This window comes from Spirosoma pulveris (genome assembly GCF_054781875.1).
The window spans coordinates 88513-101714 of record NZ_BAAGTO010000003.1 but is presented as its reverse complement, the minus strand read 5'-3'; the positions used below and the strand labels follow the sequence as shown (position 1 = coordinate 101714).

7 protein-coding genes are annotated in these 13202 nt (G+C 54.4%); 6 read left to right on the top strand and 1 reads right to left on the bottom strand.

Annotation, left to right across the window (positions count from 1 at the left end; translation table 11 throughout):
• Positions 1 to 68: 68 nt before the first annotated feature.
• Positions 69 to 515, bottom strand: coding sequence for a hypothetical protein (locus ACYVJM_RS13230; protein WP_461148720.1), 447 nt, complete (start codon positions 513 to 515; stop codon positions 69 to 71).
• Positions 516 to 553: 38 nt separating this feature from the next.
• On the opposite strand from ACYVJM_RS13230, the gene ACYVJM_RS13225 reads away from it, so the two are divergent.
• From ACYVJM_RS13225 to ACYVJM_RS13200, 6 genes are all read left to right on the top strand, one after another.
• A complete protein-coding gene (locus ACYVJM_RS13225; protein ID WP_461148719.1) occupies positions 554 to 2971 on the top strand; it encodes an ABC transporter permease in 2418 nt (805 codons plus the stop codon).
• Between the two features lie 91 nt (positions 2972 to 3062).
• A complete protein-coding gene (locus tag ACYVJM_RS13220; protein ID WP_461148718.1) occupies positions 3063 to 5501 on the top strand; it encodes an ABC transporter permease in 2439 nt (812 codons plus the stop codon).
• 103 nt (positions 5502 to 5604) lie between these two features.
• Positions 5605 to 8007 carry an ABC transporter permease gene (locus ACYVJM_RS13215; protein WP_461148717.1) on the top strand — a complete coding sequence of 801 codons (2403 nt, stop codon included), beginning with the start codon at positions 5605 to 5607 and terminating at the stop codon, positions 8005 to 8007.
• Positions 8008 to 8106: 99 nt separating this feature from the next.
• Positions 8107 to 10533 (top strand): ABC transporter permease, encoded by a 2427-nt coding sequence (locus ACYVJM_RS13210; protein WP_461148716.1) that lies wholly within the window; start codon positions 8107 to 8109, stop codon positions 10531 to 10533.
• The gene (locus ACYVJM_RS13205) at positions 10530 to 10670 is read left to right on the top strand and encodes a hypothetical protein (protein WP_461148715.1); all 141 of its coding nucleotides are present in this window, start codon (positions 10530 to 10532) and stop codon (positions 10668 to 10670) included. The genes ACYVJM_RS13210 and ACYVJM_RS13205 overlap by 4 nt, the downstream gene beginning before the upstream one ends.
• A gap of 13 nt (positions 10671 to 10683) precedes the next feature.
• A complete protein-coding gene (locus ACYVJM_RS13200) occupies positions 10684 to 13065 on the top strand; it encodes an ABC transporter permease (RefSeq protein WP_461148714.1) in 2382 nt (793 codons plus the stop codon).
• The last annotated feature ends 137 nt before the right edge of the window (positions 13066 to 13202 follow it).

The following is a 13202-nucleotide window of genomic DNA, read 5'->3' as shown; positions in this document are numbered from 1 at the left end:
GGACAACGCCTGTAGGGACAACGCAGGCGTTGTCCCTATGCAATGCGCAAAACGCAACCGAATGAATTTTACAGCAGAAAATCATTCATATCGAGGTTCAGTATCTCAGAGAATGACGATTCGGTGGTCAGGCCGCCGTCGCCAAACCGATAGCTCAGCCACTTACTCGTATGATAATCGTATATGAAACCTTCACGAATACCATATAGATCATCATCTATTAGTTGAATCACTTTTCTAAGATCACCTTTTAGCCCGGCAGTCTTACATACTTCAATGATTATTGGCGTTTCACTCAATACGTTATTGACTAAAGATAAATCTGGAACAAGACTCGCTTTGGCATCATCGAGCATCGTTTCGGGCAGGGGCTCAAGATGAATAGCTTTTTCCCGATAGTAAAGAACACCCAAACCGACGGTCAACTTAGCGATAATCCGCTGATGATCGGCAGGAGCCCAGACACCAAAATCTTCGCCAACAACGGAAGGGCCACTTACAGAAGGAAAGTACATAACAGACAGCGTTTTAGACAAACTTAACGAAAACATTCATGTTCCGCAATTACCTTAAAGTCGCCTTGCGCACGCTCTGGAAACATCGCACGCACACGCTCATCAACATCGTCGGGCTGTCGGTGGCATTCGGAACCTGCGTGCTTTTATTCCTGACGGCCACCTTCGAACTGTCGTACGACAGCTTTCATACGGAAGCCGACCGCATTTTCCGGCTGAACTTCCTATCGACCAACCGCGATGGCACGACGGATAAAGGGAGCACCATGCCCTACCCGATCTCACCCGCCCTCAAAGCCGAATTCCCCGAAATTGAAGGGGTTACGCGCTGGTTCGACCGGAGCGCGAGTGTTCGGCGCAACAGCCAGACCTACACCAAGGATGTCCGTATGGCGGATGCGGATTTCCTGAAGATGTTCAGCTTCCCGCTCCGGAAGGGGAACGCCGGCACCGCCATGAACAGCCTGAGCGACATCGTCATCAGCGAACGCATGGCGACGGATATTTTCGGAAAGGAAGACCCCATCGGCAAACCCCTCCAGCTCCGCATGAACGATGCCTGGCAGGCATTTACCGTTACGGGCGTCATCAGCAATGCCCCTAAAAACTCATCCATTGATTTCGACGCGCTCATCCGCAGCGATAACGCGGGCGATTATCAGGAGTTCAAATCCCGCTGGGATCACGGCAACCATGATGTGTATGTCATGGTGAAAGCCGGTACCGACGCCCAAACGCTGCAACGCCGAACCCAGGCGTTCATGGATAAATACTTTGCGACTGACATTAAAGACCGGCAGAAACAGGGCTACCCGAAAAATGAACTGGGTTACCAGCGCAGCCTTCTTCTGGAACCCTTGCGCGATGTCCATTTCGACACCGTTACCACGCATGGCGCCGGAATCAGCCGGGCGTACGTATACACCCTGCTGCTCATCGGCCTGTTTATTCTGGCCATTGCCTGCATCAACTTCATCAACCTGACCATTGCGCAGTCGCTCTCGCGGGCGCGGGAGGTGGGCGTTCGTAAATCGCTGGGTGCCCAACGAGGACAGTTGTTTAGTCAGATCTGGGGTGAGACACTGCTCTTGTGCTTCGGTGCGCTACTCATTGGTCTTGGGCTGGCCTATGTGGTGCTGCCTACCTTTAACCGCCTGTTCCGAAGCTACCTGACACTGGACAATTTCCTCACGCCAACCGTTCTGGTCGTAACGGCCCTCGGTTTTCTGCTGATTACGCTGGTGGCGGGCGGCTATCCGTCCTGGTTCGTGACGCGCTTTAACGCGGTAGACGTATTAAAAGGCCGGGTAAAAATGAGCAAGCCGGGATTGGTGCGCAACTCACTGATCGTAACACAGTTTACCATCGCCTGTTTGCTCATTGTTTGTACGCTGATCGTTCGTCAGCAGATTAGTTACCTGCAGCAGAAACCCATGGGTATGGACAAAGAGCAGGTGATCAGTATTCCGGTGGGTGGGGAACTCAACGGTACCGTTGCCCTGAAAGCCATGCGCGACCGCCTGGCGAACCAGCCCAACATTACGGCGGTATCCGGGTCGGGCGTGAACATCGGCGCGGGGCTGGACGGCAGTTCGTCGCGGATGATGTTCGGGTTCCTGTATGGCAAACGCGATATCACCTGCGACTGGCTCCGCATCGACACTGACTATCTCAAAACAATGGGAATCAAGCTCCTGAAAGGCCGCGATTTCAGTCCGGCCTTCGCTACCGATTCGAGTTCGGCGGTGCTGATTACGGAGAGTATGGCCAAAGCACTGGGCGAAGCTAACCCCGTCGGCAAATACATAAAGCCCGATCAAAAGGAATATCAGATTGTAGGGGTTGTGTCGGATTTCAATCTGTATTCCCTGCATCAGGAAGCCAAGCCGATTACGCTGCAAATGGAGTCCAGCGCACCGATTCAGTACATCCTTGTCCGGGTAAATCCGCAGAACCTGACGGGCGCCATGGAAACTATCAAAAGTGCCTGGAAGACCATCGCGCCCAAGCAGGAGTTCATCGGGTCGTTTCTGGATGAAAACACCGAACGCTGGTACCGGAAAGAACAGCGGTTGTCGACCATCTTCTCATCGGCAGCGGGCATTGCCATTTTGCTCTCGTGCATGGGCCTGTTCTCCATTGCGCTGCTCACCATTGAGCAGCGCACCAAGGAAATTGGCGTACGAAAAGTGCTGGGGGCCAGCGTAGCCAGTATTGTAGCCCTGCTTTCCAAAGACTTCCTCAAACTGGTCGTAGCGGCCATCGTCATTGCCTCGCCCCTGGCCTGGTGGGCCATGAACAACTGGCTCGCCGACTTCGCCTACAAGATCGACATCGAGTGGTGGGTATTCGCCCTGGCCGGTGTGCTGGCCATTGTCATTGCGCTATTGACGGTAAGTTATCAGAGCATCAAAGCCGCGTTAATGAACCCGGTGAAAAGTTTAAAAACGGAGTAGTGAGGAGTGAGGAGGGCTGACGCATCAGCAAAAACATGCGTCAGCCCTCCTCACTCCTCGCTACTCACTACTAATACCACCCCTCTCCCCTATGCTGCGGAACTACCTCAAAATCGCCCTTCGCAATCTGGCGAAACACAAGGCCAACACCGCTATCAATCTGTCGGGGTTGGCTATTGGCATGGCGAGCTGCCTGCTCATTGTGCTGTACGTTACGGATGAGCTGAGTTACGACCGGCATTGGGCCAACGGGGAGCGCATCTACCGCATGGCGCTGGAACGACGGTATCCGGGTCGTAGTACGAAATACGCGATTATACCCTCTTCATACGCTCAGTCGGTGAAGAAGGAGATTCCTGAGATTGAGCAAACGACGCGGGTCTTCACCTTCGGCAATAACAACGAGCCTACCCTGCTCAAAATCGATGGGCGGACGGTTGAAGAACGGGGTGCCCTGGGCGTCGATTCAACGTTTTTTCAGGTGTTTCAAATGCCCTTTGCGCGCGGCCAGGCCGACAAGGCTTTGACCCGTCCGAATACGGTTGTTCTGACCCAGCGCACGGCCAGCCGCCTGTACGGCACGACCAATCCAATCGGCAAAATCCTGGAGATCGTGCAAGGGCCAAAGCTGGAGATAACGGGCGTTTGTGCCGACCCCGTTCAGAACGCCCATTTCACCTTCAATTTTCTGGTATCGGCGCGCGGTCCGGAAGCCGAGCCACCCAATCATATCAGTTTCTCGGCCCATACGTACCTCCTGTTGAAGCCAAACACCAGCCCCGAAACGGTTGAAGGAAAGCTGCCCACTGTTGTCGAGAAATACGCAGCCGGGGAAGTGGAACGCACGTTCGGCGTCTCGTTCCGGGATTACCTCAAAGCCGGAAACGGGTATTTCTATTTCCTGCAACCGCTTCAAAGCATTCACCTCGACTCGCACCTTGAGGCCGAACACGAGCCCAACGGCAGCCGGTCGCTGGTGTCGATTTTCTCCATTATTGCCGCCTTTGTCCTGCTCATTGCCTGCATCAACTTCATGAATCTGGCTACGGCCCGTTCGTCGGAGCGGGCGAGGGAGGTGGGCATCCGTAAATCGCTCGGATCAACGACGGGCCAGTTAGCGGCTCAGTTTCTAACAGAATCAGTACTGCTAAGCCTGTTTAGCTTAATTATAGCCGTTTTACTGGTGGCTATTTTACTGTCTCCGTTTAATACGCTGGCCGGAAAATCCTTAACGCTGTTTACGCTGGTTCGCTGGGAAACGCTGCCCTTGCTGTTGGGTGGTGCCGTGGCCGTTGGGCTGTTGGCGGGTAGCTATCCGGCGGGTGTACTGTCGGCTTTCGAGCCAATCAAGGTGCTGAAAGGGAAGTTTTCGTCAACGCGTCAGGGGCATGTCTTACGCAACGGACTGGTGGTGTTTCAGTTTGCCGTCTCCGTTCTGCTCATCGTGAGCACCATTATCGTGTTTAGTCAGCTGGACTTCATCCAGCAGAAAGAACTGGGTTTCTCGAAAGAGTCGGTAATTAAAATCAGGGGCGCCAATTCGCTGGACAAGAATACCGAATCCTTCAAGCAGGAAGTGGCTAAACTGGCGGGTGTAAGCAACGTCGGTGCCACCAGCAGTGCCCCCGGTGAAGAAGGATTCTTCGGAATTACGTTTCGAAAAAATGGCGAAAATGAAACCCTAACCGGTAAAGGCTGTGTCGTCGACGACCAGTACCTGCAAACGCTGCGCATGAACATGCTGGCCGGGCGACCGTTCACCCGGCAGTTCGATGATTCGCTGTCCGTGATTTTAAACGAAGAAGCCGTGAAGCAGGTCGGGCTGACAGACCCCATCGGCAAGCAAATCGCCAGTCCCGACAACTTTGCCCAGCGTGGTGGTCCGCCCGTTACCTACACGGTGGTGGGCATCGTCCGTAACTTTCATTTTGGCTCCCTGCATCAGCGCATCGGCCCGCTGTTCGTGCTGAATGACCGGCTTTTTGGCCGACGAAATAATGAATTTGTCGTTCGCGTACAGGCTGATGCGCCGGGTAGTGTCGTTAGCCAGATCGAGGGCGTCTGGAAGCGGTATCTGCCCGACCAGCCGTTTCATTATTCATACCTCGATGCCGACTGGGGCGCGTTGTACCAGTCCGAACAGGTGGCGCAACGGATTTTCGGTGTCTTTGCCATGCTGGCCATTTTCATCGCCTGTATGGGCCTGCTGGGTTTGGCCATGTATGTGATTCGGCTGCGTACCAAAGAAATCGGGATCCGAAAAGTGCTGGGTGCGTCGACGCCGGGCCTGGTTGCCCTGCTTTCCAAAGACTTCCTGAAGCTGGTGCTGGTAGCCATTGTGATTGCCTCGCCCATCGCCTGGTATGTGATGGATCGCTGGTTGCAGGACTTCGCCTACCGCATCGACATCGAATGGTGGGTCTTTGTGGTAGCGGGTTTGCTGGCCATCGGCATTGCCCTGCTGACGGTGAGTTTTCAAAGTGTGCGGGCTGCATTGATGAATCCGGTGAGGTCGCTGCGGTCGGAATAATACGGATAGGAGTGAGGAGCCAGGAGCGAGAAGTGAGGAGCCATCCGGCAGCACAACTTGCGTCAGCAACTCCTACCTCCTCGCTCCTAACTCCTAACTACTTATGCTAACTAACTACCTCCGAATTGCGATTCGAAACCTGTGGAGAAACAAGGTGTTCTCCGGTATCAACATTGTCGGGCTGGCGGTGGGGCTGGCGTCGTGCCTGCTGCTGTTCATGTACATCACGCATGAACTGAGTTACGACGATTTCCAGCAGAAAGCCGACCGCGTCGTGCGGGTCACGATGGAATTCAGCATGGAAGGCCGAGTCGCTAAAATACCCCAGACGGGTACCAAAGTCGTGAAGGAATTTGGGCGGCAGTTTCCGGAAATAGAATCGGGCGTCCGGCTCATTAACCGGGATGGAGTGGTCAATACCGGCGATCGTCAGTTCAGCGAAAAGCGGATCGTTTTCGCCGATTCAGCGTTGTTTACAATCTTTTCGTTTCCGCTTGTACAAGGCAATCCACGAACCGCGCTGGCTGGTCCCAACCTGGTGGTGCTGTCAGAAAGTACGGCCCGGAAATACTTTGGCGACGAGAATCCGGTTGGCAAATCGCTTCGGATCAACACGGGCGGTTCGTTTCGCGATTATGCCGTTACGGGGGTGGTAAAAGACAGTCCGGCTAACTCCCAGATCAAATACGACCTGCTGACGTCTTTCCTGACATTGCCCGCAGCCCAAACCGAAGAGTGGTTTTCATCCAACTACGCCACCTATTTGCTGCTCAGTAAACCCGAAGATACGGGTCCACTACAGGCCAAAATTCCGGGATTTATGAAGACCCAATTCGGCAAGGAGGAGATGTCGGCGGGGGGCTACCTGACGTATAATCTGGAGCCGCTGCGCCGGGTTCATTTGCACTCCGAGGTAGAGGGCAGTTTCGAGCCGAACGGCGACCTGACCTACATCTACATTTTCGGGTCGATAGCCCTGCTGATTCTGCTGATCGCCTGCGTCAACTACGTCAACCTGGCGACCTCGCGGGCGGTAGAGCGGGCGCAGGAAGTGGGCGTTCGGAAGGTGATGGGTGCCCTGCGCGGGCAACTGTTTGGGCAGTTCATTGGCGAATCGGTGATTGTAACGTCCCTCGCGCTGGTGCTGGCCCTGCTGCTGGCTGCCCTGGCGTTACCGGTATTCAATGAACTGTCTGATCGGCAGTTTACCATTGGCAGTTGGTTCGAGCCTCGCAACATTCTGCTATTGCTTGGGATTGGGCTGATCGTCAGCCTGATAGCGGGCAGTTATCCGGCGTTGGTGCTGGCGCGGTTTGAGCCGGTCCGCGTTCTGAAAGGGCATTTGAAAACTGCCGGAGCGGGCCAGTTTCGCCGGGCGCTGATTGTGTTTCAATTCGCGATCACGGCCTTCCTCATCATCAGCACACTTTTGGTCCGAAATCAACTGGCTTTCGTTCAGCAAAAGAAACTGGGTTACAACAAAGACCATGTCCTGCTGCTGCCCGTCGACAGGCAGGTCAATGAGAAGATAGCCGCCATTAAAAGTGAATTTCGACAAAATGCAGACGTACAGCATGTATCACTGGCGTCTGATTCGCCCGTGTTTGTGGAAGGCGGGTATGGGATGCGCAGTGCTAACATGGCGGCCGATCAGCGGAAGATGGTAGCCGGGCTGTCCATTGATGAAGATTATGTGCCCGCCATGAGTCTGCAACTGATTGCGGGAAGCAACATAAATGCTGCCGATATGGACCGTATTTCGCGCACAGACAATGATAGCCTCACCCGAAGTCGGTTTATCCTCAATGAGTCGGCGGCAAAAGAACTGGGCTGGACACCGCAACAGGCCGTTGGCAAGTGGCTGGATATGAATGGGCGGCTGGGGGAAATCAAAGGTGTTGTCGCCGATTTTCACTTCGCGTCGATGAAGCAGAAGATTGGCCCGCTGGTGCTTTTCCCGCAGAATGGCGGTGAGATTCTACTGGTCAAACTGTCGGGTAGCCAGTTACCCAACACACTTCAGTTTCTGGAAAGCAAATGGCGGACACTCATCCCCGACCGGCCGTTCTCCTATGCGTTTATGGATGAAGAATTCAACAAACTATACGCGGCCGAGACGCGAACCGGCAGCATCTTCAGTGTTTTCGCGTTCCTGTCCATCTTCCTGGCCTGCCTGGGTCTGTTCGGCTTATCGGCCTACACGACGGCGCAACGGACTAAGGAGATCGGCGTTCGCAAAGTGCTGGGTGCGAGTGTCTTCAGCATTGTAGGCTTGCTTTCCAAAGACTTCCTGAAACTCGTTGGGGTAGCGCTGCTACTAGCCTCTCCCATCGCCTGGTATGCCATGGACAAGTGGTTAAACGACTTCGCCTATAAGATCAATATCGAGTGGTGGGTCTTCGCGCTGGCGGGTTTGCTGGCCGTGGGCATTGCCCTATTGACAGTAAGTTTCCAGAGCGTGCGAGCTGCGCTGATGAATCCCGTAAAATCGTTAAAAACGGAATAAAAGGAGGAGAGGGAGGAAGGAGGAAAGGGACAAAGAAAAATACCTCTCCCTTATTCCCTTTCCTCCTTTCTCCCTCTCCTCCATCCTCCCTTCAAAATCATGCTAACAAACTACCTCAAAATCGCCTGGCGGAACCTGCGCAAACAGCAGGGATTCGCGTTTATCAACATCTTCGGACTTGCGGTTGGCCTGTCCTGCTGCCTGCTTATTTTGCTGTATGTGCTGGACGAGCTGAGCTTTGACCGCTACAACGCCAACGCCGACCGCATTTACCGGATACAGTCCGATATTAAGTTCGGGGGCAACGACATGCACTTCGCCACAGCCCCCGACCCGTTGGGGCCCACCCTGAAAAAAGACTACCCGCAGGTGGAACAGTTTGTCCGGCTGCACCAGCGAGGAAACTGGCTGGTGAAGAAAGCGGGGGAAACAACCAACCTCCGGGAGAGCGACATCATGTTTGCTGATTCTACGGTATTCGATGTGTTTACCCTGCCCTTTGTGGCGGGCGATCCCAAACGGGCACTGACGGAGCCGAACACGGTGGTGATCAGCGAGTCGGCGGCAAAGCGGCACTTTGGCACCCAGAACGCCCTGGGCCAGACGCTGATCTTCGCCAATAAGGAGAATTATAAAGTGACGGGTGTCATGCGCGACATGCCCCGGAACGCCCATTTCCGCACCGATTTCTTCGTGACGATGCTCAGCGACAACTACCCCTGGGGACAGTGGCTCAGCACCAACTACCACACCTACATACGGTTGAAACCGGATACGGACCCTGCGGTATTCTCCCAAAACTTCGACGCGGTTATCGAGAAGTACGTGGGGCCGCAATTGCTGCAAATGGTGGGTACGTCACTTGAGCAGTTCCGGAAAGCCAACAATAAGATGATTTTCTGGCTCATTCCCCTCACCGACATTCATCTGCATTCCAAACAACAGATCGAACTGGCCCCCAACGGCGACATTCAGTACGTCTATATCTTCTCGGCGGTAGCCCTGTTCATTTTGCTTATCGCCTGTATCAACTTCATGAATCTGGCTACGGCACGCTCTTCGAACCGGGCCAAAGAAGTTGGCGTCCGAAAGGTAATGGGCTCGGAACGGCAGCAGCTGGTAGGCCAGTTCATGACCGAATCGGTACTGACAACGGTGCTGGCGATGGTGCTGGCCATCGGTATCGTAGCCGTTGCACTACCGGGCTTCAATGACATCTCGGCTAAGGAAATCAGCCTGTCTCAGTTAATCACACCCGTGCTGTTACCAATTCTCATTGCCCTGCCGATTGTTGTTGGCTTGCTGGCGGGCAGTTACCCGGCTTTTTTCCTGTCCTCGTTTCAGCCCATTTCGGTGCTCAAAGGCCGCATAAGCATGAATTTCCGGGCGGTCAGCTTACGCAGTGGCTTGGTGGTGTTTCAGTTTATGATGTCGGTCGTGCTCATAGTCGGGACCATCATTGTGTATCGGCAGCTCACCTACATTCAAACGACCAGCGTAGGCTTCAACCGCGACCACGTCCTGACCATCAACGACCTGTATTCGGTAGGCAAACAGGCCGAAACCTTCAAGCAGGCAGTGCTGCGCCTGCCGGGCGTGGTGAGCGGCAGCCTCTCCGGTTACCTGCCCACCCCCTCCGACCGAAATGACAATACGTTCTTTCCGGAGGGCCAGATAAACATGAACAAGGGGGCCAGCATGCAAAACTGGGGCGTCGATTATGACTATGTAAAAACGCTGGGCATTCAGGTGATAGCGGGCCGGAACTTCTCACAGGGCTTCGGTTCCGATTCATCCGGGATGCTGCTGAACGAAGCCGCTGTTAAAATGCTGGGCTTTAAAGACCCTATTGGTAAGCACGTCTGGCGCTTCAATGACGCCGAGGGCAAAACCCGAAAAACGTATACGGTCATCGGCGTTGTCAAAAATTTCCATTTCGAGTCGCTCCGGCGCAACATCGGGGCGCTGTCGCTGGTGCTGGATGCCAACTCGGGAGCGGCCTCGTTCCGGGTGAGCAGCACGAACCTGCCCGTTCTGATGCAGCAGATCGAAGCGAAGTGGAAGCAACTGGCTCCCGGCCAGCCGTTCACCTACAAATTCATGGACGATAGTTTCGACGAGATGTACCGCGCCGAACAGCGGATCGGCACCATCGCTCTGACTTTTGCGGCCCTCGCCATCCTGATTGCGTGTCTGGGCCTGTTCGGGCTGGCCGCTTTCATGGCGGAGCAGCGCACCAAAGAGATCGGTGTCCGCAAAGTGCTGGGTGCGAGTATCCCCAGCCTCATTGGCCTGCTCTCCAAAGACTTCCTGAAACTGGTCCTGATCGCCATCGTCATTGCTTCCCCCCTAGCCTGGTGGGCCATGAACAACTGGCTCGCCGACTTCGCCTACAAGATCGACATCGAATGGTGGATATTTGCCCTGGCGGGTTTGCTGGCCATAGGCATCGCTTTGCTGACGGTGAGTTTCCAGAGTGTGCGGGCTGCGTTGATGAACCCGGTAAAATCGTTGCGATCGGAATGACACGATTAGTACTAGGAGTTAGGAGCGAGGAGCCATCCGGCGGCACCACACGCCGGTCCGCCGACCGTCCGCGGCTGCGCGGGGCCGCCCGTACAGCCGCGGACAGCAACTCCTCCCTCCTCGCTACCAACTCCTAACTCCTACCTACTTATGCTAACCAACTACATCAAAATCACCCTGCGGAATCTATATCGGTATAAGCTGTATACCCTTATCAACCTGGTTGGTCTGACAATGGGTTTGTCCTGCGGATTACTGATTACAGCCTACGTACTCGATGAGCTTACCTATGACCAATTCCACCAGAAAGCCGACCGGATTGTTTTGCTTCAGCAATTCGAAACGGCAGCTACGTCGGGCGGCAAGGTAGGCACCGATATGAAACAGCAGTTTGCGCAGGTGGAGCAGATGGTACGTCTTCACAAAGCGCGTCCGCTGATTACGTATCAGGCAACGTCCGCCTACGAAGACAACTTCTTTTTCGCCGACAGTACTGCTTTTGACGTGTTTACGTTTCCACTCATTCTGGGAAATCCACGGACGGCACTAACCGAACGATATGGTGTGGTGCTCTCCGAAGCGATGGCTCAAAAATATTTTCCGGGTCAGAATCCGCTTGGTCAGCTAATGCGTTACAATGCTAAATACACCCTGCACGTAACGGGGGTTATGCGCAACCTGCCGGGCAATTCGCATCAGCACATCGACTTTCTGGCCAGCTACGCCAACGCCAATGAACTGATTGGCTACGACGTAACCACCAATCTATGGGGCGGGAGCGCCTGGACGTACCTCCTGCTGGCACCCAACACCAAACCCGAAGCCATTGAAGCACAGTTTCCGGCTTACCTCAAACAACTCAACGACCCCAATGTGGGCGTCTGGAAACTGCACCTTATTCCGCTAACCGACCTGTATCTCAAAACCAATCTGGTGGCCTCGAACCGGCTCACCTACGTGACCATTTTTTCGGTAATAACCCTATTGATTTTATTGCTGGCGGCTTTCAACTATGTTAACCTGGCTACGGCACGCGCTGCCGGACGGGCCAAAGAAGTAGGGGTTCGGAAAGTGCTCGGCTCCACATTTGGCCAACTAACCCGCCAGTTCATGGGCGAAACGTTGCTATTTGTGCTACTCGCTCTGGCCTTTACTGCCCTGATTGTGCCGGCGTTACTGCCGGCGTTCAATCAACTGGCCGAAAAGCAACTGGTATTAACGACACTGTTTACACCCCGGAACGGGCTATGGCTGCTGGCAGGAATCAGCGTATTATGCCTGCTGGCGGGTGGCTATCCGGCCTTTGTGCTATCGTCGTTCCGACCGGCTTCGGTTCTCAAAGGTTCCCTTGGGCTGGCAACGACCCGAAAAGCGCCTTTGCTCCGGCAGTGGCTGGTAGTGGGTCAGTTTGCGGTGTCGATTGTCATGATCGTGGCTACGCTGGTGGTATATAGTCAGCTGGACTACGTTCAGCATAAACAGCTGGGGTACAACCGCGAACAGGTGATGGTAATGGATTTGCGCGATGCGCCGGAACCGGTTAAGCTGCGGTTTAAAGACCAGGTGAAGCAACTATCGGGCGTTGTTGTCGCTTCCCGGAGTTTGAGCGTGCCGGGCAGTGGTGCGTTGATCGCCGATAAACTGGTGAGCGACTACGCCCCGCCGGGGGTTACGGATTTGAGCATAAGCCGCCAGATGATCGACGAAGATTTCCTGAACACATTCGATATTAAACTCAAACAGGGCCGTAATCTGGACGCCAGCCGCCCCGCCGACCGAAAAGCGTTTCTGGTCAATGAAGCCGCCATGGCCTATTTCGGATGGAAAAGCCTGAACGGAAAAATGCTCGGCTATTACACCTTCGAGTACGACCAGACGGGCAATTACCGCGAAGTGCCGCAACGGGGTCCGGTCGTTGGCGTAGTGGCCAATTATCACCAAAAAAACCTCAGGAATGCGATTGCCCCCCTGCTGTTTTCACTAAGCAACGACGCAACGGGCATGCTTTCGGTGAAAGTGCGACCGGGGACTGTTCCGGCTACCGTTCGCCAAATTGAAGGACTCTGGAAGCAAACGTTTCCCGACCTGCCCTTCGACTATGAATTTATGGATGACTTTTTCACCCGCACCTACCGAACCGACGTTCGCACGGGGCAGGTGTTTGGCCTGTTTGCGGCCCTGGCCGTACTTATTTCGTGCCTGGGTCTATTTGGACTGGCTACCTTCATTGCAGAGAGTCGTACGAAAGAAATTGGGGTTCGCAAGGTACTCGGCGCGTCGGTGGCCAGTATTGTCACGCTGTTATCCACCGATTTTGTGAAGCTGTTGGGCATTGCCATCCTGATTGCGTCGCCAATTGCCTGGTATGTCATGAACCGCTGGCTCCAGGATTTCGCCTACAAGATCGACATCGAATGGTGGATGTTCGCCCTGGCGGGTTTGCTGGCCATAGGCATCGCTTTGCTGACGGTGAGTTTCCAGAGTGTGAAAGCCGCCCTGATGAATCCCGTGAAATCATTACGATCGGAATAATCACGAATACGTAGAGACAGGGCATGCCCTGTCTCTACAACCGGATGGTTTTTGATTCGATGGCTTTCGGGCGACCCGGCAAGCCTACGCAGCCAGAACCCTTAACATCTTTTAACACCTTCATAGCCAACCCTTCA